Origin of the sequence: Paenibacillus sp. 1781tsa1, from assembly GCF_024159265.1 — a bacterium.
Classification (GTDB): Bacteria; Bacillota; Bacilli; order Paenibacillales; family Paenibacillaceae; genus Paenibacillus.
On sequence record NZ_JAMYWY010000001.1, the window covers coordinates 2,506,492 to 2,532,770 of the forward strand.

The 26,279-nt window shown below is 46.3% G+C and carries 22 protein-coding genes; all 22 read left to right on the forward strand.

Annotated elements, in window-relative coordinates; translation table 11 throughout:
- Nucleotides 1-52 precede the first annotated feature (52 nt).
- The 22 genes from NKT06_RS11290 (at nucleotide 53) to NKT06_RS11395 (ending at nucleotide 26,105) form a co-directional block, all read left to right on the forward strand.
- On the forward strand, nucleotides 53-820 hold the full coding sequence (locus NKT06_RS11290; protein ID WP_253433840.1) for an undecaprenyl pyrophosphate synthase: 768 nt from the start codon (nucleotides 53-55) through the stop codon (nucleotides 818-820).
- A 16-nt stretch (nucleotides 821-836) separates the two neighbouring features.
- A complete protein-coding gene (locus NKT06_RS11295; protein ID WP_253433842.1) occupies nucleotides 837-1,631 on the forward strand; it encodes a phosphatidate cytidylyltransferase in 795 nt (264 codons plus the stop codon).
- Between the two features lie 70 nt (nucleotides 1,632-1,701).
- Complete coding sequence (locus tag NKT06_RS11300; protein WP_253433845.1) at nucleotides 1,702-2,841, forward strand: 1-deoxy-D-xylulose-5-phosphate reductoisomerase; 1,140 nt, start codon at nucleotides 1,702-1,704, stop codon at nucleotides 2,839-2,841.
- Between the two features lie 113 nt (nucleotides 2,842-2,954).
- Nucleotides 2,955-4,226, forward strand: a complete 1,272-nt coding sequence (gene rseP / locus NKT06_RS11305) for an RIP metalloprotease RseP (RefSeq protein ID WP_253433848.1) — start codon at nucleotides 2,955-2,957, stop codon at nucleotides 4,224-4,226.
- A 68-nt stretch (nucleotides 4,227-4,294) separates the two neighbouring features.
- Nucleotides 4,295-5,749 (forward strand): proline--tRNA ligase, encoded by a 1,455-nt coding sequence (gene proS / locus NKT06_RS11310; protein ID WP_253433852.1) that lies wholly within the window; start codon nucleotides 4,295-4,297, stop codon nucleotides 5,747-5,749.
- A gap of 152 nt (nucleotides 5,750-5,901) precedes the next feature.
- Nucleotides 5,902-10,221 carry a PolC-type DNA polymerase III gene (locus NKT06_RS11315; protein WP_253433855.1) on the forward strand — a complete coding sequence of 1,440 codons (4,320 nt, stop codon included), beginning with the start codon at nucleotides 5,902-5,904 and terminating at the stop codon, nucleotides 10,219-10,221.
- A 258-nt stretch (nucleotides 10,222-10,479) separates the two neighbouring features.
- Nucleotides 10,480-10,941, forward strand: coding sequence for a ribosome maturation factor RimP (gene rimP, locus NKT06_RS11320; protein ID WP_062833826.1), 462 nt, complete (start codon nucleotides 10,480-10,482; stop codon nucleotides 10,939-10,941).
- A 123-nt stretch (nucleotides 10,942-11,064) separates the two neighbouring features.
- Nucleotides 11,065-12,162 (forward strand): transcription termination factor NusA, encoded by a 1,098-nt coding sequence (gene nusA, locus NKT06_RS11325; protein WP_062833827.1) that lies wholly within the window; start codon nucleotides 11,065-11,067, stop codon nucleotides 12,160-12,162.
- A gap of 25 nt (nucleotides 12,163-12,187) precedes the next feature.
- A complete protein-coding gene (gene rnpM, locus NKT06_RS11330) occupies nucleotides 12,188-12,493 on the forward strand; it encodes an RNase P modulator RnpM (RefSeq protein WP_017689143.1) in 306 nt (101 codons plus the stop codon).
- On the forward strand, nucleotides 12,486-12,815 hold the full coding sequence (locus NKT06_RS11335; protein WP_017689142.1) for a L7Ae/L30e/S12e/Gadd45 family ribosomal protein: 330 nt from the start codon (nucleotides 12,486-12,488) through the stop codon (nucleotides 12,813-12,815). Before rnpM ends, NKT06_RS11335 begins: the two co-directional genes overlap by 8 nt.
- Nucleotides 12,808-15,393 (forward strand): translation initiation factor IF-2, encoded by a 2,586-nt coding sequence (gene infB, locus NKT06_RS11340; RefSeq protein ID WP_253433858.1) that lies wholly within the window; start codon nucleotides 12,808-12,810, stop codon nucleotides 15,391-15,393. The genes NKT06_RS11335 and infB overlap by 8 nt, the downstream gene beginning before the upstream one ends.
- Before the next feature lie 25 nt (nucleotides 15,394-15,418).
- Complete coding sequence (rbfA, locus tag NKT06_RS11345; RefSeq protein ID WP_062833829.1) at nucleotides 15,419-15,778, forward strand: 30S ribosome-binding factor RbfA; 360 nt, start codon at nucleotides 15,419-15,421, stop codon at nucleotides 15,776-15,778.
- A 19-nt stretch (nucleotides 15,779-15,797) separates the two neighbouring features.
- On the forward strand, nucleotides 15,798-16,775 hold the full coding sequence (locus tag NKT06_RS11350) for a DHH family phosphoesterase (protein WP_253433862.1): 978 nt from the start codon (nucleotides 15,798-15,800) through the stop codon (nucleotides 16,773-16,775).
- Nucleotides 16,769-17,692: a tRNA pseudouridine(55) synthase TruB gene (gene truB, locus NKT06_RS11355; RefSeq protein ID WP_253433865.1), complete on the forward strand. Its 924-nt coding sequence runs from the start codon at nucleotides 16,769-16,771 to the stop codon at nucleotides 17,690-17,692. Before NKT06_RS11350 ends, truB begins: the two co-directional genes overlap by 7 nt.
- 73 nt (nucleotides 17,693-17,765) lie before the next feature.
- Nucleotides 17,766-18,704 (forward strand): bifunctional riboflavin kinase/FAD synthetase, encoded by a 939-nt coding sequence (locus NKT06_RS11360; protein ID WP_442030716.1) that lies wholly within the window; start codon nucleotides 17,766-17,768, stop codon nucleotides 18,702-18,704.
- 159 nt (nucleotides 18,705-18,863) lie between these two features.
- On the forward strand, nucleotides 18,864-19,133 hold the full coding sequence (gene rpsO, locus NKT06_RS11365) for a 30S ribosomal protein S15 (protein ID WP_056700672.1): 270 nt from the start codon (nucleotides 18,864-18,866) through the stop codon (nucleotides 19,131-19,133).
- Nucleotides 19,134-19,392: 259 nt separating this feature from the next.
- Nucleotides 19,393-21,495 (forward strand): polyribonucleotide nucleotidyltransferase, encoded by a 2,103-nt coding sequence (gene pnp / locus NKT06_RS11370; protein ID WP_253433869.1) that lies wholly within the window; start codon nucleotides 19,393-19,395, stop codon nucleotides 21,493-21,495.
- A gap of 175 nt (nucleotides 21,496-21,670) precedes the next feature.
- Nucleotides 21,671-22,666, forward strand: a complete 996-nt coding sequence (locus tag NKT06_RS11375; protein ID WP_253433872.1) for a polysaccharide deacetylase family protein — start codon at nucleotides 21,671-21,673, stop codon at nucleotides 22,664-22,666.
- Nucleotides 22,667-22,765: 99 nt separating this feature from the next.
- Nucleotides 22,766-24,049, forward strand: coding sequence for a M16 family metallopeptidase (locus NKT06_RS11380; RefSeq protein WP_076326816.1), 1,284 nt, complete (start codon nucleotides 22,766-22,768; stop codon nucleotides 24,047-24,049).
- Nucleotides 24,009-24,455, forward strand: a complete 447-nt coding sequence (gene dut, locus NKT06_RS11385; RefSeq protein WP_017689132.1) for a dUTP diphosphatase — start codon at nucleotides 24,009-24,011, stop codon at nucleotides 24,453-24,455. The genes NKT06_RS11380 and dut overlap by 41 nt, the downstream gene beginning before the upstream one ends.
- Before the next feature lie 157 nt (nucleotides 24,456-24,612).
- Nucleotides 24,613-25,512, forward strand: a complete 900-nt coding sequence (gene dpsA / locus NKT06_RS11390) for a dipicolinate synthase subunit DpsA (RefSeq protein ID WP_253433877.1) — start codon at nucleotides 24,613-24,615, stop codon at nucleotides 25,510-25,512.
- On the forward strand, nucleotides 25,509-26,105 hold the full coding sequence (locus tag NKT06_RS11395) for a dipicolinate synthase subunit B (RefSeq protein ID WP_062833836.1): 597 nt from the start codon (nucleotides 25,509-25,511) through the stop codon (nucleotides 26,103-26,105). The genes dpsA and NKT06_RS11395 overlap by 4 nt, the downstream gene beginning before the upstream one ends.
- The last annotated feature ends 174 nt before the right edge of the window (nucleotides 26,106-26,279 follow it).

Genomic DNA, 26,279 nt, shown 5'->3' on the forward strand with positions numbered 1-26,279 from the left:
TCTTTTTCCAAGCTTCAGATGAAGAAACTTCAGGGATTTTGGAGGAACAGGAATGATCAAACGGGTTCGGTCGTGGTGGAATGGGGCTGACAAGCAGGAAACGCTGACTATATCCGAGGACAATATCCCGCAGCACGTCGCCATCATCATGGACGGCAATGGACGATGGGCCAAACGTCTGGGACTCCCGCGTATAGCCGGGCACCAAAATGGCATGAAGGCGGTCAAACGTGCGACCATCGCGGCGGAAGAACTGGGCATCAAATATCTGACGATGTACGCTTTTTCGACAGAAAACTGGACGCGTCCAAAAGAAGAAGTGGATTTTCTGATGCGACTTCCGCAAGAATTTCTGGCTATAGAGCTGGATGAACTTATAGAAAAAAATGTGCGCATTCGCATGATGGGCCAAGAGGAACATTTACCTTCTCATACCATCAATGCCTTGCGGGAAGCCATTCGTCTTACGGAACATAATACAGGTCTCGTTTTGAACTTTGCAATGAACTATGGAAGTCGTCGTGAAATGACGGACTGTGTTAAACAGATCGCTCTGCAGGTGAAGTCGGGGGAACTATCTGAAGAGGACATAACACCTGAACTCATTGATAGACATATGCTGACAGTTGATATGCCCGATCCGGATCTGCTGATCCGGACGAGCGGAGAGCTGAGATTAAGCAACTTTATGCTTTGGCAGCTTGCATATAGTGAATTATGGTTTACGGATATATACTGGCCCGAATTTGGCAAAAAGCATTTGCTTGAAGCAGTAGCCGAATATCAGCGCAGAACAAGGCGTTACGGCGGTTTGAAATAGATGGAGGATGAAGCCGTTGAAACAGCGATTAACGACAGGAATCATAGCAGGTGTGTTGTTTTTAGGTTTTTGCATGCTGGGCGGACCCTGGTACCATGGTTTGGTATTGCTTATGGCTCTCATCGGTTATTATGAGTTTGTTAAAATGACCGGGGTGATGCCTTTTTCAGGTGTGGCCCTGATTGGATATGCTGGTGTTTTTGCCATTGTGTTTCCCTGGGAAATGCTTTGGGAGGCAAGACCGCTATCCTTATTTCAGGTCATCTGGATTGTAATGCTTGTACTGATGACCGCTTCGGTTGTCACCAAAAATAAGGTCCCCGTGAATACAGTGGCCATGCTTTTCCTCGGCGTGTTGTATATAGGGATCGGTTTCTATTACATTGCAGAATCCAGACATCTGCATCATGGATTGTTTTGGACGTTTCTGTTGCTGGGCTCCATATGGGCCAGTGATGCAGGAGCTTATTTTGTAGGGAAACTAATTGGTAGAAACAAATTGTGGCCTTCCATCAGTCCAAACAAAACTGTGGAGGGTGCACTGGGTGGCATCGTGATTGCAATTGTTACGTCTGTTATTTTTGCATTAGTATCAGATGGTTTGCTTTCCTGGCAGAGAGCTATTGTGATCGGAATTGCCTGTGCAGTCGTAGGTCAGATGGGTGACTTGATCCAGTCTGCATACAAACGTGTATATAATATCAAGGATTCAGGCAGTCTTCTCCCAGGGCATGGAGGCATTCTTGATCGGTGCGACAGCTGGATTGTTGTTTTTCCATTCGTACATATACTAATGCTACTGCCCTACTAAAGAAGAACATGAGTCTGAGATAACAGCATTGTTCGCTGTAGGCATTGGATAATTAAAGATGAGGTGCAGCATGAAAAAAATTGCGATTCTCGGCTCGACCGGTTCCATTGGAACCCAGACACTGGATGTAGTTGACATGCATCCTGAACTCTTTCAAGTGGAGGGACTGGCTGCCGGAGGCAATACAGACCTGCTGATCGAACAAACCAAACGTTACCGACCGAAGAAGGTATCCGTGGGTTCCAAGGAATTGGCGGATAAGGTTGCTCCACATTTGCCCGCAGGAACGCAACTGTTTTATGGCACAGAAGGACTCGTAGAAGTTGCGGCAGGAACTGATGCGCATACGGTTGTTACAGCAGTTGTGGGAAGTGTTGGATTGGAGTCGACGCTTGCAGCCATAGACGCAGGTAAACAGATCGGACTGGCCAATAAGGAGACATTGGTTACGGCAGGGCACATTGTTACTACAAGAGCGGCTGCCAAAGGAGTTTCTTTACTACCCATCGATAGCGAGCACTCTGCGATATTCCAATGCTTGAATGGTGAGAACAGAGAACGCCTGACAGGTATCACGCTCACTGCTTCAGGCGGATCATTCCGTGATCTTACCCGTGAACAGTTGAAGAGTGTGACTATAGAGGATGCACTGAAACATCCGAATTGGTCAATGGGTTCCAAAATTACGATAGACTCGGCAACAATGGTAAACAAGGGACTTGAGGTCATTGAAGCTCATTGGTTATTTGGCCTTCGATATGATCAGATTAATGTATTGCTTCATCCAGAGAGTGTTATTCACTCCTATGTGGAATTTGATGACACCAGCATCATCGCTCAACTAGGGAATCCGGATATGCGAGTTCCAATTCAATATGCATTGACTTACCCTGACCGCCTGCCAGCACCAGCACAACGTCTATCTCTTGCTCAAGCTGGGAAATTACATTTCCGTGAGATGGATATGGAACGGTTCCCATGTTTAAGAATGGCATATGAGTGTGGTAAAATGGGAGGAACCGCAACAACGGCGTTTAATGCAGCCAACGAGGTTGCTGTAGCCCGTTTCTTGCGTAAAGAGATTTCATTCCTTAAAATAGAAGATATTATTGCTTCTGTGCTGGAAGCACACCACAATGTGGACGAGCCTGATCTGCAGGAGATCGCCCGTTGTGATCAGGAGAGCCGTAAGCTTGCATCCAGTCTGTAATCTCTTTTTTCATAACAAATTGGAAGAAGTGATTCTCTTGTGCGGCATCAGAGAATAATGATAATCTAGAGGGACAGACTGCGGTATGTGCCGTGAAGGAGGATGGATAGGGATTGGAAACCATACAAGTGGTATTTCTAACGGTGCTCATGTTCTTTGTCATCGTGACGGTTCATGAATGGGGGCATTATTATTTTGCCAAACGCGCCGGTATTCTTGTACGGGAATTTGCGATCGGTTTTGGTCCCAAATTGTTCTCATATAAAAGAAACGAGACCCAGTTTACATTGCGTTTGTTGCCTTTTGGTGGATATGCACGGATGGCAGGGGAAGATCCGGAACTGGTAGAGATCCAGGAAGGACAGACCATTGCGGTAAGATCAGTGGATGACCAGGTGAAGATGATCTATCTGGACCAGCTGGATAACCGTAAAAATGTAATACGTGGTGAAGTCATCTCCATTGACATGGAGAGTGCCCTGAAGCTTCAACTTGATGTAGATGGTGAAATTCAGGAGTACCGAATACATCCCCAAGCGATGTTGGTAAGTCGTGGTAAACAAACGCAGATTGCACCGAAAGATCGTCAATTCGGAAGCAAAACGGTTGGACAGCGTGCATTAGCTATTTTTGCGGGCCCCCTGATGAACTTTATTTTGGCCTTTGTGCTGTTTGCTGTATATGCGCAGATGGCAGGAGTTCCAGTGGAGAATCCTAAAAATCTTGAAATTGGTGAAGTGCTTGAAGGCGGGGCAGCCGATCAGGCGAACCTGCAAAAGGGCGATATTATCGAGACGATCAATGGTACTGCTATTGGTACAGATTCACAAAAAATGGTGTCGATGATTGCCGAATCCAAAGACAAGCCGATGGAATGGACGCTGCGCCGGGGTTCGGATACGTTTAATATAACGATTACTCCACGTACTGTAGAAGGACAAGAAGGCGGTAAAGTGGGGATCGTACCTACGCTACCAACCCGATCTGTCGGATTTGCAGAGACATTTAAAGTCTCAGGCGTGGCCATGGTTGATACAACCAAAGTGATATTTGAAGGTTTTAAACATCTGATCAATCAATTCAACATGGATGATATTGGTGGTCCGGTTCGTACATTTGAAGTAACAGGGCAAATTGCTAAGCAAGGGATTGAACAGTTAACGAGATGGGCAGCGATTTTGAGTTTGTATCTTGGGATATTCAATCTGCTACCAATACCTGCACTGGACGGTAGCCGCCTGGTATTTTTGGGAATTGAAGCGCTGCGCGGCAGACCAGTTGATCCCAATCGCGAAGGTATGGTTCATTTCATCGGGTTTGCGATGTTGTTCGTCTTGATGCTGGCAGTAACGTATAATGATATATTACGTTTAATTAACGGATAATTACGGTTGGACTACGCTCTGAACTTTTCTCTCAGAGTGTAGTCGTTATGGGAGGACGCTGGAGTCTTATGTCAAAGGAAAATGATAAACAGTTCGTGACCGAAATCACACCACAGGGTGAGGATTTCTCACGCTGGTATATTGATGTTATCAAAAAAGCTGATCTCATGGACTATGCACCCGTACGCGGTTGTATTGTGTTCAAACCAGACGGATTTGAAATCTGGGAACATATTAAGGATGAGTTGGATCGTCGTTTCCGGGAAACGGGTCATCGCAATGCGTATTTCCCGATGTTCATTCCTGAGAGCTTCTTTCAAAAGGAAAAAGAGCATGTGGAAGGTTTTAACCCTGAATTACCATGGGTTACGGAAGCTGGCGGAGAGAAGCTGGAAGAACGTCTGGCAATCCGGCCTACATCCGAAACGATTATTGGTCACATGTATTCCAAGTGGATTCAGTCGTATCGGGATCTTCCGGTACTGATCAACCAATGGGCTAACGTAGTTCGTTGGGAAAAAAGAACGTTGCCTTTCCTTCGCACAAGTGAGTTCCTGTGGCAGGAAGGTCATACTGCGCATGAGACCGAAGAAGAAGCACGTGAAGAAACGATGAAAATGCTTGAGATTTATCGTGAAGTCGTTGAAGAGTACCTGGCTATTCCTGTAATTGTGGGTCAGAAAACCAAATCCGAGAAGTTTGCGGGTGCGGTGGATACGTACTCGATCGAAGCCATGATGAAGGATGGACGTGCTGTACAAGCAGGTACATCTCACTACATGGGGACTAACTTTGCAAAAGCATTTGAAATTCAATATCTTAGCCGGAACAATGTGCTGGAGCTGGCTTACACCACTTCATGGGGAGTAAGCACACGTTTGATCGGTGCGTTAATTATGGTACACGGAGATGATCGTGGTCTCGTACTTCCTCCTAAAGTCGCACCGACACAAGTGGTCATGATCCCAATTGGACCTCCGAAAACGCGTGATGCTGTGGTTGGGCGTGCAGATGAGTTGTTCACTGAGTTGAAAAAAGCTGGAGTCCGTGTAAAAATGGATGATCGCAGTGATGTTCGCCCAGGTTGGAAATTCAATGAATATGAGATGCGCGGTGTTCCGATTCGTCTGGAGATTGGTCCACGGGATATGGAAAATGGTGTTTGTGTACTTGTATCACGGATCACAGGTGAGAAAAAAGTTGTAGAACAAGCGAACTTGGTAGAAGAAATCCAGTCTATGCTGGCACAGATTCAGGTAGATATGTTAGAGCGTGCTCGCACATTTATGTCGGATAACTTCTACTCTGTGGATACACTCGATGAGATGAAAGAACTGATGGAAAATAAACGCGGGTTTACTCTGGCTGGATGGTGCGGTTCAGAAGCTTGCGAAGATAAAGTAAGAGAAGTCACTGGTGCAACAAGCCGGAACATTCCGTTCCAGCCTGCGGAAGAAAAGCATACGTGCCTGGCTTGTGGTGAAAAGGCTGAACACACGGTTGTGTTTGCAAGAGCGTATTAAGTCAGGATAACCTGACGAAGAGCACTTTTTCACCAGTTGAGTAATGAGTGGGGAGCTTCTGTCGGATAAAATGAGTCGGTGCGAGTTCGGATCGGTGACATTTTTGAATGCAGGGGCTTTTCATGCTTTAAGGGGGTACAAGGAGGAACACGATGAGCGGATTCGAGGAGAAGAGAAAACGGTTTGAGTTGTTGATGAAACAGGCAGAGCTTCCGGCTGGTCTGTTAGAGCCCTATTTTTTGGATGGATGGATTGAACAAGTAGAGACCAATCGAAGTAATCGGGAATGGAATATTCTGATTGCGAAGGATACATTGGTACCGGCTCCAATCTATCGCACATTTTGTCTGCATATTCAAGAGAAGTTGAATCATATTGCCAAAATTTCATTTGGCTTTAAATATACGGACAAGGTACAGAATGGCGATATCGTTAGTGAATATTGGAATTTGTTTCGGGAGTGGGTTACACGTGAGATTCCATCCGTGAATGGTTGGATGAACCGGACTACGTTTGAATGTGAAGCAGATCTCCTGCAACTGACGATGAGTGATGCAACGTCAATGGAATTGGCTCGTAAGAAACAGATTGATCAGGCCATTAAGACGTTCTATGAAAAATACTTTCATTTACCGCTCCGCATCAAGATGCAAGTAGGCGAAGTGGAGAGCAATAAAGAGGCCATGGAACAGTTCCAGGCCCAAAAGCGTGTTGAGGAACTTGAGGTCATCGAAAAGATGATGAGTGAAGTGGATACAGAAATCCCGGTGGATGAGGAGCAGGGGGATCTGCGTTTGCAGATGGGTTACGATATCAAGGAGCCAGCAGTACCTATGCAGGAAATCCAGGATGAAGAGAAAAAGGTTACGCTTCAAGGTACGGTGTTTGGTCTGGATCGCAAAGAACTGCGAAACGGCAATACGTTGTTTACCTTCTATTTGACCGACTTTACGGACTCCATGCAAATGAAGATGTTTGCCAAAACAAAAGAGGATGTTAAAATTCTCAGTTTGCTGGCAAACGGTAAGTGGGTCAAAGTGCGTGGTCGTGTAGAATATGACCGGTTTATGCAAATTCCTGAACTCGCGATGATTCCATCCGATCTGATTGAAGTCAAAGCACCGCCGTCTCGCAAAGACAATGCACCAGAGAAACGGGTGGAGTTCCATCTGCACTCTACGATGAGTACCATGGATGCTGTAACTTCAATTGACAAATACGTGAAAATGGCAGCGGAGTGGGGACATAAGGCTATTGCTGTCAGTGACCATGGTGGAGTGCAGGTATATCCCGAGGCATCCAAGGCTGCTAAGAAAAATGGAATTAAAATGATCTACGGCCTTGAGGCTAATGTCGTGAATGACTCTGTCGCAGTTGTAATGGCTCCGCAGCCTTTGGATCTGCAAACCGCGACATACATCGTATTTGATATCGAGACCACAGGTCTTTCGGTAACGCAGAACAAAATTATTGAGATTGCTGCCGTGAAGATGCAAGATGGCAAAGAAATCGACCGGTTTGCGACGTTTGTCAATCCGCATGAACGCATTCCCTACAACATTCAGCAATTGACGAATATTAATGATGACATGGTAAAAGATGCACCTGAACTTGAGCCTGTTATTCGTGATTTTGTGCAGTTTGCGGGAGATGGTGTACTTGTTGCCCATAATGCACGTTTTGATATGGGCTTCATTCAGGCATCCTTGAAGCAAATTGGAATGCCGGAGCTTCCTAACCCGGTCCTTGATACGTTGGAACTGGCGCGATTGTTATTTCCGAAAAATAAGAACCACCGTCTGAATACGATGGCGGATAAATATAAGGTTGGACTCGAAAGCCATCACCGGGCCATTGATGATACTGTTGCACTCGCGGGTATCCTGATTGGACTGCTAAATGATGCTGCACAGATGAAAGGTTTGACGAGGCTCGATCGTTTGAATGATTATGTGGGTGTCGACTTGTCGAATACAAGACCTTTCCATTGTGGAATCTATGCACTGAATGATATCGGTAAGAAAAATCTATATAAGCTGGTATCTCTCTCTCATACTGAACATTTCAAGCGGGTACCGTGCATTCCCAAATCAAAACTGATTAATTTGCGTGAAGGCCTTGTTGTTATATCGGGCTGTGAAAAAGGTGAGTTTTTCGAAGCGGTACTTAACAAATCACTTGAAGAAGCGGAAGAGATCGCCGAGTTCTATGACATACTGGAGATCCAACCACTTACAATGTATATGCATTTGGTGGATAAAGGTCTGGTGGCTACACCCGAAGAGATCAAAACAGCGATCCGTAAAGTCATTGATATAGGTGCAAAGCTTAACAAACCGGTCATAGCCACAGGTAACGTGCACTATCTGGAGCCGCGTGACAAGTTATATCGGGATATCACCATTCACGGAATTACAGGATTTAGTCCATTGAAAGATCAACGTAAACCGGATGCACATTTTAGAACGACAGAGGAAATGCTGGAAGAGTTCCAGTTCCTAGGCCAAGAAAAAGCATACGAAGTCGTTGTTACAAATACGGTGGAGTTGTCTGACCGATTCGAGGAAATTAAATTATTCCCGGACAAACTATTTACTCCGATTCTGGAGGGTGCGGACGAAGAAATCCGTAATACCTGCTATAACACTGCCAAGTCCATTTATGGCGAGGAATTACCAGAAGTAATCGTGGCACGACTAGAGAAAGAACTCATTCCAATTATTAAATATGGTTTTTCTGCCAACTATCTGATCTCGGAACGTTTGGTTAAAAAATCGAATCAGGATGGTTATCTCGTAGGTTCGCGGGGATCGGTAGGCTCCTCTGTCGTTGCTACATTCCTGGGTATTTCCGAGGTTAATCCACTACCTGCTCATTATATTTGTGTGAATCCGGAGTGCAAACACAGCGAGTGGTTCCTGGATGGTAGTGTTCGGAGTGGATTTGACCTTCCTGAGAAAGAATGTCCGAATTGTGGTGGCACGCTTAAAGGAGAAGGCCAAGATATCCCGTTTGAGACCTTCCTTGGATTTAAAGGAGATAAAGTTCCCGATATTGACTTGAACTTCTCTGGTGATTATCAACCTCATGCTCATAACTATACGAAAGTACTATTTAGTGAGAAGAGTGTTTTCCGTGCGGGGACCATTGGTACGGTCGCTGAGAAGACGGCATTTGGTTTTGCCAAGAAATATGAGGAAGAACATCACAAGAAATGGCGCGGAGCTGAATTGAATCGATTGGCTTCGGGGTGTACAGGCGTAAAACGGAGCACTGGACAGCATCCCGGCGGTATTGTCGTAGTACCTGATTATATCGAGGTCGAAGATGTTACACCTGTTCAGTTCCCGGCTGATGATGTTAATGCGGAGTGGAAAACAACACACTTTGATTATCATGCTTTTGAAGAAAATTTGCTGAAACTTGATATTCTGGGGCACGATGATCCAACGATGATGCGGATGTTGCAGGATTTGACAGGGGTCGACCCAACGACCATTCCAATGAATGATCCCAAAGTCATGAGTATGTTTAACTCAACTGAAGCTTTGGGTGTTACACCGGAACAGATTAGGTCGCCAGTCGCGACGTTTGGCGTGCCGGAGATGGGAACGAAGTTTGTACGTCAGATGCTTGTTGAATCCCAGCCGACGTCTTTTGCCGATTTACTGCAAATTTCCGGATTGTCCCATGGTACAGGGGTATGGCTTGGAAACGCTCAGGATCTAATTAAGAACGGAACGTGTAACATTAAGACGGTAATCGGTTGTCGGGATGACATCATGTTATTCCTAATCTATAAAACGGGAATGGACGCAAGTCTGGCATTTAAAATTACTGAGAGCGTTCGTAAGGGACGGGGTCTACCACAGGAATGGATTGACGAGATGAAGAATTGTAAAGTGCCTCAATGGTACATTGATTCGTGTCTCAAAATCCAGTACATGTTCCCGAAGGCTCACGCGGCCGCTTATGTTATTTCAGCAGTACGTACGGCGTTCTTCAAGCTATATCATCCGATTGAATATTACGCAACCTACTTTACCGTTCGGGCGGATGAGATTGATATCGAACTGATGTGTCAGGGATATGACGCGATCTATCGAAAAATTACGGAGATTGAGCAATTAGGCTTCCAGGCACCTCCGAAAGAGAAAAACATGTTGCCTGTCCTGGAAATGGGTCTGGAAATGGCAGCACGCGGATTCTCGCTGAAATCCATTGACTTATACCGCTCGGAAGCGACGAAGTTCATCGTTGACGGAAAATCACTAATCCCTCCATTTTCAGCGTTGGCAGGAATCGGGGATAATGCTGCTCGCAACATTGCTGCAGCAAGAGATCATGGTGAGTTTCTGTCGGTTGAGGACTTCCAGCAGAAGTCGAAAGCAAGTAAGACCATTGTTGAACTGCTGTCGAATATGGGATGTTTCCGTGGCTTGCCAGAGAGCAACCAGCTTTCCCTTTTCTAGGATTGGATTTGGATCTTAAAAATGGTGATTGATGGAGGGAACATAATTTTTCCTTCATTAGTAAGTAAACCGACTGAATCATCGCTTACTTGTCACTATTACCAGACTATGTTATAATTTTTGAAGTGAACGAGATAGTACGAATTTCTAAAGAGTGGGGAAACCCACTCTTTAGTCTTTGGTATACAAGAATCTTGGGTATTGAATAATCTGCCAGTGCTTTTTTGCTGGTGTAACCTAAGTTGGAGGTTATTGGTTTTGAGCACAACGAACATTAAATCTACCGTGGAAGAAATGATCCAACCCTACTTGAACGAACAAGGCTTCGAGCTGGTTGACATCGAATACGTCAAAGAAGGCAGCAACTGGTTTTTACGGGTGTATGTCGACAAAGAGGGTGGCATCGACATCGACGATTGCGTCTTGATCAGCGAAAAGCTGAGCGCCAAGCTGGATGAGAACGATCCGATTCCAACCATCTATTTCCTTGAAGTGTCTTCTCCCGGTGCGGAGCGTCCACTGAAAAAACCTGAGGACGTTACCAAAGCTGTAGGCAAAAATGTTTTTGTTACAACCTACGAGCCGGTGAACGGATTGAAGGAATTTGAAGGCAAGCTGCTTTCCTTTGATGACGGGGAACTCGTGATCGAAGCAGGCAAAAAACAGCATGCCATTTCTTATGATAAGGTTGCCAGTGCGCGCCTAGCTATTTTGTTTTAAGTGCCTTGTTCACTTTATTAATGAAAAAGACACATCTCACGATAACGGCAAGGTGCTCATGAGTTCAGAGCCTTTCGCCGTTTTACGTATGAGATGCCATGTTTGAAAGGGGGATCAACATTCATGAGTATGGATTTTATTGAAGCAATGAATGAATTGGAACGGGAAAAAGGGATCAGCAAGGACGTGCTGTTTGAAGCGATCGAGGCTGCACTAATTTCCAGCTACAAGCGGAATTTCAACACGGCCCAGAATGTGCGTGTTGACATGAACCGTAATACGGGAGTTATTCGGGTGTATGCCCGCAAATTGATCGTGGAAGAAGTCCTGGATTCACGTACCGAAATTTCATTGCCTGCTGCACGAGAAATCAACCCACACTTCCAGCTGGAAGATATTGCGGAGATTGAAGTTACGCCGCGTGATTTCGGCCGTATCGCCGCACAGACTGCCAAACAGGTAGTGACCCAGCGGATTCGTGAAGCCGAACGCGGCCTGATCTACAACGCTTTCGTAGATAAGGAAGAAGATATCGTTACGGGAGTGGTGCAGCGTCAGGATTTGCGCAATATCTACATCGATCTGGGCAAAATCGAAGCGGCTTTACCGCTGACCGAATTGATGCCGAACGAGAAGTTTGTTCATGGTGACCGTATTAAGGCGTATATCACCAAGGTCGAGAATACGACTAAAGGGCCGCAAATCATTTTGTCCCGTACCCATCCGGGCCTCTTGAAACGTCTCTTTGAACTGGAAGTGCCTGAGATCTTTGACGGTGTTGTTGAAATTCGCTCCGTCGCTCGCGAAGCAGGGTTCCGCTCCAAGATTGCCGTACATTCCCGCAACGAGGAAGTTGATCCAGTTGGATCTTGTGTAGGTCCTAAGGGAATGCGCGTGCAGACCATTGTGGGTGAGCTGCGCGGTGAAAAAATCGACATCGTTCGTTTCTCCGATCAGGTAGACGAATATGTTGCTAATGCACTGAGCCCTTCCAAAGTATTGGAAGTTCATGTATTTGAGGAAGAAAAGATGGCTCGGGTTATCGTTCCGGACTATCAACTGTCGCTCGCAATTGGTATCAAAGGCCAAAATGCCAGATTGGCAGCCAAATTAACCGGCTGGAAAATCGACATTAAGAGCGAGAGCCAGGCGGAACAGGAATTCGGCAGAGAAAAAGATTCTTCTTCTGAAATGCATCAGGATTCCGTCTCCGTCGACTAAAGTAAAGTACGGGGGGCGCTGACGTATGAAACCAAAAAAAGTGCCGCTGCGCAAATGTGTGGCATGCCAGGAAATGATGCCCAAAAAGCAGCTGATTCGCATCGTTAAAACGCCAGAGGATGAAGTGCTGATCGATTTGACTGGCAAAAAATCCGGACGTGGTGCCTATTTATGCGGCAAAGAGTCCTGTTTTAAGCTCGCACTCAAAAACCGGGCTTTGGATCGGGCGTTAAAAGGCAAAGTCTCACCTGAAATTTACGAGCAACTAGCAGCTGACTTCATCGCGGTTGAGGATGAATTCAAAGCAGCACAGGAGCGTGAACATGACTAATATTAAAACGCTGTCTTATCTGGGACTCTCTATGCGTGCAGGTAAACTTGTAACAGGTGAAGAAATTGTACTTAAAGCGATCCGTTCTTCCGAAGCTAAAATGGTTATTGTTGCGGGTGACGCCTCAGCCAATACACAAAAGAAATTTCGCGATAAATGCGGAACATATAAGGTTCCTCTGTTGATCGGATTTGACCGGGATAGTCTGGGTTCAAGTATCGGTAAAGACACGCGTGTTGTTCTTGCAGTAACGGATCGAGGGTTTGCAAAAATGATCTCCAAGCAAGTCGGTATAATGTCGGAGGTGGAGTATATTGAGTAAACAGGAAAACAAGGATAAATTGCGAGTTTATGAATATGCGAAGTCCCTTAATATGAGTAGTAAAGAAATTATAACCATTCTTAAAAAACTGGAAATTCCCGTAAACAATCATATGAGTGTCATGGAGAATGGTTCAGTGGGTAAGGTGGAACAATTTTTTAAAGATATAAAATCCACTGCTGCTTCCAAACAAGGCAACGAAGCAAAACCAGTTGCTACTTCGGCAGTACGCAGTGACAAAACAGTGGACAGCAACAAGCCGGCCGGCGGAGTGAACACGCCGAATAGCAGTAACCCATCCGGTAGTCCCGTACAAACAAAAATACAACAGGAAAAGCAGGTAGGTATGAACAATAGACCAAATTCCAACAATAACAATGGCACCCAAAGACCCAGCGGCCAAGACAGCCGCAACAGAACGAACTCTTCCCAAGGCTCAAGCCAAGGAGGACAATCAACTAACCGTCCAAGACCAGCTCAAGGCGGACAAAGCAGTACTGCATCCCGTCCGCAAGGAACGGGTCAACGTCCGAATAACAGCGGTGGCGGTCAAGTAAGAACTTCCGGACCTAACAGCGGTGGTAATACAGGTACTGGCGGCAACCGTAGCGGTGGTCAAGGTCAGAGCCAAGGACAAGGCCAACGCAGAAGCGGCCCAGGTGGTACTACTGGCAACAACAACAATAGTGGCAACCGTTCAAACAGCGGTGGCGGTGGACGTCGTTATGATGACAATCGTGGTGGCAACTTCCGTGGTAACCGTGGTGGTAAGAACAACCGCAACAGAAATCAACAACAGTACCAGCAACGTGAGAAAATTGATAACACACCTAAGAAAATCATCGTTCGTGGTGATATGACCGTAGGTGAAACAGCGAAGTTGCTCCATAAGGATGCTTCCGAAGTTATCAAAAAACTCATCGCGATGGGCGTTATGGCAACAATCAACCAAGAACTTGATATCGAAACAATTCTGCTGCTTGCTGGAGAGTTCGGTGTTGAAGTTGAAGTGAAGATTGTGCTCGAAGATGACCGTTTCGAAACACTGGAAGAGAATGATGATCCTGCAGATTTGCAGTCTCGTCCTCCAGTAGTAACCATCATGGGACACGTTGACCATGGTAAAACTACATTGCTTGATGCCATTCGTTCTACGAATGTAACAGGCGGCGAAGCAGGCGGAATCACGCAACACATCGGTGCATATCAAGTTGAAATCAACAACAAGAAAATTACGTTCCTGGATACTCCGGGTCACGAAGCGTTTACAGCGATGCGTGCGCGTGGAGCACAGGTTACGGATATTACAATTATTGTCGTAGCTGCTGATGACGGTGTTATGCCACAAACGGTTGAGGCCATTAACCATGCCAAAGCTGCTGGGCTTCCAATTATCGTAGCTGTCAATAAAATCGATAAACCGGGTGCTGATCCGGATAAAGTAAAACAAGAATTGACTAACTATGAACTCGTTCCGGAAGAGTGGGGCGGAGATACCATCTTTGTTAACGTGTCTGCGAAACAAAGAATGGGTCTGGAAGGTCTGCTTGAAATGATTCTGCTCGTTGCAGAAGTGAACGAATACAAAGCGAACCCGGACAAACGTGCCCGTGGTACAGTGATCGAAGCCGAGCTGGATAAAGGACGTGGCCCAGTTGCCCGTATCCTCGTACAGCACGGTACATTGAAAGTCGGAGATGCTTTCGTAGCAGGTAACTGCTTCGGTCGTGTCCGTGCGATGGTCAATGATAAAGGTCGTCGTCTGAAAGAGGCTGGACCTTCAACACCTGTAGAGATCACAGGTCTAACTGAAGTTCCAGGTGCTGGAGATCCATTCATGGTGTTTGAAGATGAGCGCAAAGCGCGTTCCATCGCTGACAAACGTGCGATTACGCAACGTGAATCCGATCTGGGGACACATACTCGCGTAACGTTGGATGATCTGTTCCAACATATCAAAGATGGCGAGATCAAAGATTTGAACGTTATCATCAAAGGTGACGTGCAAGGTTCGGTTGAAGCATTGAAAGGTTCCCTCGCGAAGATCGAAGTTGAAGGTGTTCGCGTGAAAATCATTCATAGCGGAGCTGGTGCAATCACTGAGTCCGACATCATTTTGGCTGCAGCATCCAATGCCATCGTGATTGGTTTCAACGTTCGTCCTGATAACCAGGCGAAAACAACTGCAGATCAAGAGCAAGTAGACGTTCGTCTGCATCGCGTAATCTACAGTGTTATCGAAGAAATTGAACAAGCGATGAAAGGAATGCTTGATCCGATCTACAAAGAAAAAGTTATCGGTCATGCTGAAGTTCGTAGCACGTTCTCCATCAGTAAAGTGGGTACCATCGCTGGTTGTATGGTTACCTCGGGTAAAATTACGCGTTCTGCGGAAGCACGCCTGATTCGTGATGGCATCGTCCTTTACGAAGGTAAGCTGGATTCCCTGAAACGTTATAAAGATGATGCCAAAGAAGTAGCCCAAGGCTACGAGTGCGGTATCACACTGGATAAATACAATGATCTCAAAGAGGGCGACGTTATCGAAGCCTTCATTATGGAGACAGTACAACGATAAGCAAGGAAGCATGAGGTGAACAACAATGGCTAAGATTCGTACAGGTAGAGTGGGCGAGCAGATCAAGAAAGAATTGAGTTTGCTCATCCAGTCTGAACTGAAGGACCCACGTATCGGCTTTATTACGGTAACGGGAGTCGAAGTGACAGGAGACTTGTCGCAAGCCAAAGTTTATCTAAGTGTCTTCGGTGAACAGGAACAAAAAGATAACTCGCTCAAAGCATTGGCAAAAGCAAATGGATTTTTGCGTTCCGAGCTGGGCAAACGTATCCGGTTTCGTCATGTTCCCGAGTTGATATTCAAGATTGACGAATCCATCGCTTATGGTAGCCGAATTGAGAAGCTGCTTGGCGATATTGGTTCCGACAAGAACGAATCCCAGTAACAGAATAGAGGAGACGGCAATGCACACTTATGAACAGGCGCTCCAGGCCGGAAAGCAATTTCTGCTGGAGCATGATGATTACCTGGTCGTGTCGCATGTACAGCCGGACGGTGACGCAGTCAGCTCGACGGTAACGGTGGGCTGGCTGCTGTCATGTCTGGGTAAGACATTCACGATGATTAATGAAGGCGAAATCCCCGGGCGCATGCAATTTCTGTGGGAAGCAGGCAACATTGTGAACATGACCGAACAACCACCGCAGCGAAAATATAAAGCTGTTATTTGTGTGGATTGTGCTGACTTTGCCAGAGTAGGTTTGACGCGTCATTATTTTGAAGAAGATGCTGTTATTTTGAATATCGATCATCACCCTACGAATGACGGTTATGGTACAGTCAACATCATTAAGTCAGATGCTGCTGCAACGGCTGAAATTTTATTCGATTTTCTTAATCTGTTCCAAGTAACATGGGATAAAGATGTTGCGACGGCAGTTTATACAGGATTGCTTACGGATACAGGTGGTTTCCGCTATGCCAACACCAGTCCCAATGTAATGACAACGGCCTCCAGACTGCTTGAACATGGCGTGGATGGACCCTATCTTGCTCAGACCTTGTTGGAGCAGGTGACTCTTCCACAAATTCGGATTTTGAATCAGGCACTATCAAGCCTGCAGATGACAGATGATGGCAAGATAGCCTGGGTTGTTATTACACCAGATGATATGGTAGCTTGCGGAGCAGCTAACGAAGATCTTGAAGGGGTAGTGAACTATCCGCGCAACATTCAAGGTGTGGAAGTAGGTATCTTTTTCAAAGTGATCAACGAGAACGCCGTCAAGGTTTCTCTGCGTTCGGCTGGCAAGATTGATGTTGCTGCATTAGCACAGACCTTTGGCGGAGGCGGGCATGTGCTCGCAGCCGGATGTCGTCTGGAAGGCAGTCTTGATGATATTGTTGCAAAAGTACTAAAGCAGGTGAATTCACAATGGTAAAGCCATTTGAAGGTGTACTTCCGGTATATAAACCGGCGGGATTTACTTCTCATGATGTTGTAGCCAAGATGCGTCGCATTCTCAAGATGAAGCGCATTGGTCATACGGGCACACTGGACCCACAAGTTACAGGCGTTTTGCCGCTCTGTCTTGGACGGGCGACACGCGTGGTGGAGTACATGCAGGAGCTTCCGAAGGAATATCTGGCTACGCTTAGATTGGGACTTGCTACTGACACAGAGGACATGACAGGGGAAGTCATTGAGCGTGCTGAAACACCGGTGGAAGTCACACAGGATCAGGTTCAACAGGTGCTTGAGCAGTTTCTGGGCACGATCTCTCAGGTGCCACCCATGTATTCTGCGGTTAAGGTAGATGGTAAACGGCTTTATGAGCTTGCTCGTGAAGGGAAAACGGTAGAGCGCAAGAGCCGTGAGGTCACAATCTATGAGCTTGAGCTTACAGGGATTGAGACTCAGGGCGAGACGACCGATATTTCTTTCCGGGCCTTGTGTTCAAAAGGTACCTATATTCGGACATTGTGTGTAGATATCGGCCGACAACTCGGATATCCATCGACCATGGTTCGACTGGAGCGTACAATATCGGCAGGTATCTCTGCAGATCGTTGTCTTCGTATTGAAGAAGTGGAACAACTTATGGCTGATGGGACTTTGGCGGAGGCGCTGATTCCTGTTGACGAGGCTATTGCTTCGATTCCGGCCCACAAGGTTGGAGAAGAACAGGCCAAAGGAGCACTTCAAGGTCAGAAACTGTCTGCACGTCTTCTGGAACCCCCTGTAGAGCAACCTGGTTTGTTACGGTTGTATGCTCAGGATGATACGTTTCTGGGGATATTTGAACGGGATGAACTAAAACCAACGGTGAGGGCAGTTAAAGTCTTTTTGCCGGAATAAAGAGGTCTCGGGCTTGAAGCTGTTGTGGTGATGCTCAAGCTTGGCCTATCTAGTGAAATGCAGGTGAATGATTGTGAAAACCGTAATGCTAACCTATCCGCAGACGTTACATTCGACTGAGCTGAGCACACTTCCGCAAGTGCTTGCGATTGGTCAATTCGACGGACTGCATCTCGGACATGCAAGTGTCATTTTATCAGCTGTCCGCATTGCACGGGAAACGGGCATGCAGGCAGCGGTCATGACCTTTCATCCACATCCGAAGGAAGTTATGCGCAAAGGGGATTACGAGGGTTATTTAACTCCCTTGAGAGATAAAGAAGACATCTTGGCAGGAATGGGCGTTGATGTACTTTATGTGGTGGAGTTCAATGCAGATTTCTCACGGTTGACGCCACAACAATTCGTACAGGACCTGTTGATTCCTCTTCAGACACGAACAGCAGTGGTGGGTTTTGACTTCCGTTTCGGTCATAAGGGTGCAGGGGATGAACAGCTTCTTCGTACTTTGGGAGAAGGAGAGATGACGGTGGAAACCGTTCCTCCTTTCTTGTTAAATGGTGAAAAAGTGAGCAGTTCTCTCATTCGTGGCCTGTTGAAGCGTGGGGAGATGGATGAGGCCAGTCAGTGGCTTGGCCGACCTTACAGCATCAGAGGAACCGTCATTCACGGGGAGAAGCGTGGACGAACGATTGGATTTCCTACAGCCAACCTTGAACTCACGGATCATTACGTTACCCCGTCGAAGGGTGTTTACGCTGTTCGTGTGCAGTATGGCGAACAGGAACTGCACGGCGTAATGAATCTAGGTGTGAAACCTACGTTTCACGAAAGCGGGATGAAACCTACGTTTGAAGTGCACCTGCTTGATTTTGACGGACACTTGTATGACCAGGAACTAAAGGTTGAGCTCGTTCACTATATTCGTGCAGAACGAAAGTTTGACTCTATTGATGCATTGATTAGCCAGATTCGTGAAGATGCATTAACTGCCGGCCGCCTGTTATCTTAAAGGTTCTGGATTAAATGCATGTTTACATTTACTTTAACTAGGCAATTATGATATACTGTACTACGTTGTCGATTGAGACAACATTAACCTTGGCTTGGTTGCTTGCTCTCACCGGCGGTGACGAGGCTAATGGCGATTATATTGAAGGAGGTGAACAGGATGGCATTGACTCAAGAACGTAAACAACAACTGATCGACGAGCACAAAACTCACGAGTCCGATACAGGATCTCCAGAGGTGCAAGTTGCTATCCTTACGGAAAACATCAGAAGTTTGACAGACCACTTGCGTACGCATAAGAAAGACCACCACTCACGTCGTGGACTTTTGAAAATGGTAGGTCAACGTCGTAAGCTTTTGGCTTACGTGAAAAACAAAGATGTTAAACGTTACAGCGCACTGATCGAAAAACTCGGATTGCGTCGTTAATTATCGTACATGTTTTCAAAACCAACCTGGCTGTTATCCGTCATTCTTTTGTCTAAAAGGACAAGCGGAACCTACAGCCGGGTTGTTTTGTAGATGAACATGTTGCCATATATTTGTAGATGGGGCTCCGTGAGGAGCTTTTGTTGTGCAGGTTAGCATGTTGAAAGATCCATACATAGCTAATGAATGCAGGACAAGCAGGAAATACTGTGAATATGCAGAATCCATTGAATTAGGAACGAATAAAAGGAGGGGTTTCATGGAACAGCGTGTTGAAATGCAGCTTGGTGGAAGAAAGCTTACGCTTGAGACTGGGCGTTTGGCCAAGCAGGCTAATGCTGCCGTTAAGGTAACATACGGGGATACCGTTGTATTGTGTACCGTGACAGCATCAAGTGAGCCGAAAGATCTGGACTTTTTCCCATTAACGGTGAACTATGAAGAAAGATTGTACGCCGTAGGTAAAATCCCGGGTGGATTTATTAAACGTGAAGGCAGACCGAGTGAGAAAGCAATTCTTTCAAGCCGTCTGACAGACCGTCCAATTCGTCCTTTATTCCCGGAAGGCTTCCGGAATGATGTACAAGTTCTGAATATCGTTATGAGTGTGGACCAGGATTGCGAACCGCAAATCGCTGCAATGATTGGTACATCAGCAGCATTGAGCATTTCGGATGTTCCATTCAGCGGACCAATTGGTGGCGTAAAAGTTGGACGTATTGATGGCCAGTTCATCATTAACCCAACGATTGCACAGCTTGAAATCAGTGAACTTGAACTGGTGGTTGCAGGAACCAAGGATGCCATCATGATGGTTGAGGCTGAAGCAAACGAATTACCGGAAGAAGTGATGCTCGAAGCAATCATGTTCGGACATGACGAGATCAAAAACATTGTTGCGGTAATCGAACAACTCGTGCAAGTCGCTGGTAAGGAAAAAATGGCTGTTAAGTTGCATGCCGTTAATGCTGAAGTCAACAGCAGTGTGCGTGATTTCGCAAGTGCTCGTCTGGTTGAAGCCGTTAAAATTGCCGAGAAGCATGCTCGTCAAGATGCAATCGATGTAGTGAATGACGAAACTGTTGCTCACTTTGAAGAGAAATATATTGAAAGTCCTGAATTGCTTAAAGACGTGAAGGAAGTTCTGCACGATATCGTTAAAGAAGAAGTGCGCCGTCTGATTACGCATGATAAAGTTCGTCCAGATGGACGTGGACTTGCTGAGATTCGTCCAATCGAATGTGATACTTCCCTGCTGCCACGTACGCACGGTTCAGGTTTGTTCACACGTGGTCAAACGCAAGCACTTAGCATCTGTACACTTGGTGCACTTGGCGATGTTCAGATTTTGGACGGAATTAGCCTTGAAGAAACGAAACGTTTCATGCATCACTATAACTTCCCACCATTCAGCGTAGGTGAAGCTCGTCCATTGCGTGCTCCAGGCCGTCGCGAAATCGGACATGGTGCTCTGGGTGAGCGTGCGCTTTCCAAAGTAATCCCTTCCGAAACAGACTTCCCATACACGATTCGTCTGGTATCAGAAGTTCTGGAATCCAACGGTTCAACTTCCCAGGCAAGTATCTGTGCCAGCACACTAGCTATGATGGATGCAGGAGTACCAATTAAAGCTCCAGTTGCGGGTGTAGCTATGGGTCTGATCAAAGACGGAGATCATGTATCCATTCTGAGTGATATCCAAGGTATGGAGGATCACCTCGGTGACATGGACTTCAAAGTAGCCGGAACACCTGAAGGTGTAACCGCGATTCAAATGGACATCAAAATTGATGGTATTGATCGTCAAATTTTGTCTGAAGCATTGGCTCAAGCCAAAGAAGGTCGTTTGCACATCTTGAGCAAAATGACTGAAGTGATGAATACGCCACGTGAGCAGTTATCACAATATGCGCCTAAAATTACAACGATGCATATCAATCCAGACAAAATCCGTGATGTTATCGGTGCAGGTGGTAAAATTATCAATAAAATCATCGAAGAAACCGGTGTTAAGATTGATATTGAACAGGATGGACGTGTCTTTATCGCTTCTTCCAACCAGGAGATGAATGATAAGGCCAAAGCGATTATCGAAGGTATTGTGCGCGAAGTATTGGTCGGCGAGATTTATGTCGGTAAAGTAAAACGCGTTGAGAAATTCGGTGCATTCGTTGAAGTACTTCCGAACAAAGAAGGTCTGGTACACATCTCACAACTGTCAACAGAACGTGTTGCCAAAGTCGAAGATGTGGTAGCCATCGGTGATTCCATTACGGTAAAAGTAACGGAAATTGACCCACAAGGTCGAATCAACTTGTCCCGTAAAGCGGTTTTGACTACTGAAGCTCCGGCTCAATCTTAGGATACCGAAGCGACAGGTTATAAATGGATATATTGAATGAAGAGACAGAATGTGAATTTCTGGCTCTTTTTTTAACGTTTAAATACGAAAAACAAGGATGAAACCATGGCTTAGTATTCATATTCTTGCCCTTGTCCTCATATGATGGGGACAAAGACGGCGGGAGGATGGAGCTGTGGGAAACCAATCCAAAAAGCTGGCGGCTGTTCTGGCAGGTGTGACTGCGGTCATATTGATCGGACAAGTTGGCAGTGTACGTACATACATTACGGAGATCCGTGATGGGCCAGGTACGCAAAATGCTTTTGACATGTTCAAGGAAGCAACGGGAGAAGATGCGCTGTTGTCGGCGATTCGGGATAAAGCGGCTGAAACGAAAATTGCTCCGGTGAATGCCAGAGTGGATCGGGTATGGAAAGCGATTCCTGGCTATAATGGCATGGAGATTGATGTGGAAGCGACATACCGTAAGGCGCTGAGTGGAACGTTGAATACCAAAATTGCTTATGTCTACCGTCAGATCGAGCCGGCAATTCAGCTTAAAGACTTGGGTGCACATCCAATCTATCGGGGGAATGCAAACAAACCGATGGTCTCTTTTATGATTAATGTGGCCTGGGGGAACGAATATATCATACCGATGCTGGATACGCTCGATGCAGAGAAAGTGAAGGCCACTTTTTTTCTGGATGGAAGTTGGTTAAGCAAAAACGTTGAACTGGCCAAGGAAATTCAAAAACGAGGGCATGAGATGTCCAATCATGCATATTCTCACCCTAATATGAGTCGATTGAGCGCAGAACGGGCCAAGCTGGAAATTAGTAAAACGCAGGATCTGCTCCATAAAACACTGGGGGTAGAGAATCGTTGGTTTGCTCCGCCTTCGGGTGACTTTAATCAGAAGACCGTTGACATTGCTTCTTCCATGGGCTTGCAAACCGTATTATGGACTGTAGATACCGTGGACTGGCGTAAACCAAGCTCGGATGCCGTTGTTGCCAAAATTGCGAAAAATACCGAGGCAGGCACGTTAATTCTAATGCACCCTACAGCTGCTTCTTCGGGAGCTTTAAAAGGGATGATTCAATCCATTCGGGCCAAAGGTCTCGTGCTCGGAACAGTAAGTGAGACGTTGTCTTCGGAACGTGTAAATACCTCTGCGGTTGAGTGAACGTTGTTTTTTTGTTAATATCAAAAAGTTGGAACCAAATGTCGATTTCAATGTCAAGGTTGAGATCAAGGCAATTATAGAGATGTAGGAGGGCCAACCATGAAAAAAATTCAGCTGGGCAATGGCCTCAGAGTTGTCATGGAACAGATACCGACCTGCCGTTCTGTGTCTTTCGGAATATGGGTCAAGACAGGTTCGCGCAATGAGCAACCTGCAAGTAACGGAGTATCACATTTTATTGAACACATGTTATTCAAGGGAACAGATCGTTATGATGCCAAGGCGATTGCGGAGCAGTTCGATGCGATTGGTGGTAACGTGAATGCGTTCACTTCCAAAGAATACACATGTTATTATGCAAAAGTGTTGGATGAACATTTACCGATTGCAGTTGATGTGTTATCTGATATGTTTTTCCGTTCCAAAATGGATGATGGTGAACTGATCAAGGAGAAAAACGTCATTCTGGAAGAAATCTCGATGTATGAGGATACGCCTGATGATATGGTGCATGATCTGATGGCCTTGGCCGCCTATGGTGAGCATCCACTCGCATATCCTATTCTGGGTACGGAAGAACGTCTCAAAGCGATGGATTCCAGCCATCTGCGTGCATATATGAAGGAGCACTACACAATTGAGAACACGGTCATTAGTATTGCGGGTAATATTGACGACAGTGTAATCGATCTGATGGAGAAGCATTTTGGTGCTTTTGATGTAAATGGTGTAACGGAAGCAGTTACGATGCCAGCGTTCCAAAGCGGACAGCTCTTCCACAAAAAGAAAACGGAACAGAATCATATCTGTATCTCGTTCCCGGGCTGTAAAATCGGAGATCCGCTTCAATTCGCTATGGTTGTTCTGAATAACGCCATTGGTGGAGGCATGAGCTCCAGACTGTTCCAGGAAATTCGTGAGAAACGTGGGCTTGCATACTCCGTGTATTCCTATCATAGTTCTCATGCGGACAGCGGATTGTTCACGATATACGCGGGTACAGCACCGAAACAGACAAAAGAAGTGCTCGACCTCACCAAAGAGGTTCTGGGCGACCTGGCTGTAAACGGCTTGTCCGAAGATGAACTTCGTAAAGGAAAAGAACAGCTGAAGGGAAGCCTGATTCTTAGCTTGGAAAGCACAGGTAGTCGCATGAATCGTCTGGGTAAAAACGAGCTGATGCTGGGTAGACACCATACGCTGGATGAGATGATCACCAAAATTGAGCAAGTGACCATGGACGATATTAACGCGGTACTTGATCTGATGTTTGCAGAGCCTTTTGCACTTGCTATGGTTGGCGCTTCAGATAAGACGATCGCTGGATTGAGAAGGGATGATTTTGTTGCATTACGTTCAAATACAGAAACTGCCGGGCAATGAAGATATTAAACTGCCTCAAAAAATGTCGGAGCTGGCATCCGGCTTTGATGTCGTAGCTGCACTTCAGGAAGATGTTGTGTTGCAGCCGGGTCAGCGTACGCTGATTCCAACCGGACTTGCGATGGCAATGCCAGCTGGATTGGAAGCACAGATCCGTCCTCGGAGCGGACTGGCTTTCAAACATGGAATTACCTGCCTCAACACACCGGGTACCATTGATGCGGACTATCGCGGAGAAGTTAAAGTGCTGTTGATCAATCTGGGTCAGGAACCGTTCACGATTGTACGGGGAGAGCGCATCGCACAGATCGTCTTCCAGACCGTGCCTGCGGTTGAATTGACGGAAGTGAATGAACTTTCGGAAACAGTACGCGGCGAAGGCGGATTCGGTCATACCGGCAAATAATCAGCGTTAATATATGCATTCTTTAGAGTCGTCCCTGACAGGGGCGGCTCTTTTTTACATTCGAGAAACGGACGATGGATTACAATTATTGTTTTCACCCCCCTGTGGGCCCCTGCATACGATAAGGCATACATGTGGTGAAAGGAGTGACGTCCCGATGCTGACCGGAGTCCGGATTGTAGTCCTGGGCGGAGATGCGCGGCAGCTTGAAGTCATTCAAAAATGCGCTGAGCTGGATGCAACGGTAAGTGTGGTGGGTTTCGATAAAATAGAGCGTTCCATTCCAGGGATCGAGCATCAGGAACTGGAGGACGAAGTATTTGCTTCCGCAGATGTGCTGGTACTGCCTGTTGTCGGTTGCGATGATCAGGGAAAAGTAAGTACTTCATTCAGTGACACGCCGATCTATTTGAAAAAAGAACATATTGCAGCATTACCGGAGCATTGTATTGTGTTCACAGGTATGGCTAAGCCTTACTTGCGCGAACTTTGTCTTGAAAATGGGCTGCGACTTGTTGAAGTACTTGATCGTGATGATATTGCACTTTACAACTCTATTCCAACAGCTGAGGGAGCCATCGCCATAGCTATTCGGGAGACGGACTTCACAATCCATGGTTCGGAATGCATTGTACTTGGCATAGGTCGAACAGGATACACAATGGCCAAAACACTGCAAGGACTTGGAGCAAATGTACGGGTGGGAATCAGGCGGGAAGAGGATGCTGCCCGCGCTACAATAATGGGCTGGAAGCCTTTCATGACAACGGATTTGGCCGCTCAAACCGGGGAAGTTGACTTGCTTTTTAATACGATACCGACTATGATAATCACAGCACAAATCCTGTCCAGAATGCCGCAAAAGGCTGTCATTATTGACCTCGCATCCGCTCCTGGCGGCTGTGATTTCAGGTATGCAGACAAACGCGGTATCAAAGCGCTACTTGCGCCTGGCCTCCCCGGCATTGTTGCTCCCAAAACGGCTGGCGGCATTATTGCCGACGCGTTGATCCGTTTGCTTTTGGAAGAACAGAACGCACGGGAGGTTAAATCATGAACTGGCAGGGAAAAACGGTAGGTTATGCAATTACAGGTTCTCATTGTACGTTTGAAGAGGTTATGCCGGTTATTAGCCGCTTCGTGGCTGAAGGTGCCAACGTCATTCCGATTATTTCGAATTCGGTTCTGACGACCGATACACGCTTCGGTACGGCGCAAAATTGGCAAAAACAGTTGAAAGATATAACAGGTAATGATATCATTTCTACAATTGTTGAAGCGGAGCCATTAGGGCCTTCCAAGCTGCTTGATGTGCTGGTGATTGCTCCATGCACAGGAAATACAACAAGCAAGCTGGCTAATGCGATGACCGACAGTCCAGTGCTAATGGCAGCCAAAGCGCAGATGCGCAACCAGCGTCCGCTTGTGCTCGCGATTTCCACGAATGACGGTCTGGGCTTGAATGCTGCGAATATCGCCAAATTGCTCGTGGCCAAATACTTGTATTTTGTGCCATTTGGGCAGGACGATCCAGTGAAGAAACCAAACTCGTTAGTCGCCAAAATGGAATTGATTCCAGAGGCTTGCTGGAGTGCCCTTGAGGGCAAACAGTTGCAGCCGATGATTGTGGAGCGCTCTTCACAAGCTTAAAGGATCATTGATTGGGTGACAACGTTTATGCGCTTGGAGAAATGAAGGGTTTGAGAGACAAAGAAAATCATGGGGGACGATATGCTGGATTGAACAGCTACTTGTGTCCACGTTCCTGTCTATAAGGCATTCCTGCTTGCGGGCAGTAAAGGTTAAGCAAGCGGGAGAGGTCTA

Coding starts and splice junctions, on each gene's coding strand:
- NKT06_RS11290 (WP_253433840.1), top strand. CDS start 53: ATGATCAAACGGGTTCGGTCGTGGTGGAATGGGGCTGACAAGCAGGAA.
- NKT06_RS11300 (WP_253433845.1), top strand. CDS start 1,702: ATGAAAAAAATTGCGATTCTCGGCTCGACCGGTTCCATTGGAACCCAG.
- proS (WP_253433852.1), top strand. CDS start 4,295: ATGTCAAAGGAAAATGATAAACAGTTCGTGACCGAAATCACACCACAG.
- NKT06_RS11315 (WP_253433855.1), top strand. CDS start 5,902: ATGAGCGGATTCGAGGAGAAGAGAAAACGGTTTGAGTTGTTGATGAAA.
- nusA (WP_062833827.1), top strand. CDS start 11,065: ATGAGTATGGATTTTATTGAAGCAATGAATGAATTGGAACGGGAAAAA.
- rnpM (WP_017689143.1), top strand. CDS start 12,188: ATGAAACCAAAAAAAGTGCCGCTGCGCAAATGTGTGGCATGCCAGGAA.
- NKT06_RS11335 (WP_017689142.1), top strand. CDS start 12,486: ATGACTAATATTAAAACGCTGTCTTATCTGGGACTCTCTATGCGTGCA.
- rbfA (WP_062833829.1), top strand. CDS start 15,419: ATGGCTAAGATTCGTACAGGTAGAGTGGGCGAGCAGATCAAGAAAGAA.
- NKT06_RS11350 (WP_253433862.1), top strand. CDS start 15,798: ATGCACACTTATGAACAGGCGCTCCAGGCCGGAAAGCAATTTCTGCTG.
- truB (WP_253433865.1), top strand. CDS start 16,769: ATGGTAAAGCCATTTGAAGGTGTACTTCCGGTATATAAACCGGCGGGA.
- rpsO (WP_056700672.1), top strand. CDS start 18,864: ATGGCATTGACTCAAGAACGTAAACAACAACTGATCGACGAGCACAAA.
- pnp (WP_253433869.1), top strand. CDS start 19,393: ATGGAACAGCGTGTTGAAATGCAGCTTGGTGGAAGAAAGCTTACGCTT.
- NKT06_RS11380 (WP_076326816.1), top strand. CDS start 22,766: ATGAAAAAAATTCAGCTGGGCAATGGCCTCAGAGTTGTCATGGAACAG.
- dpsA (WP_253433877.1), top strand. CDS start 24,613: ATGCTGACCGGAGTCCGGATTGTAGTCCTGGGCGGAGATGCGCGGCAG.
- NKT06_RS11395 (WP_062833836.1), top strand. CDS start 25,509: ATGAACTGGCAGGGAAAAACGGTAGGTTATGCAATTACAGGTTCTCAT.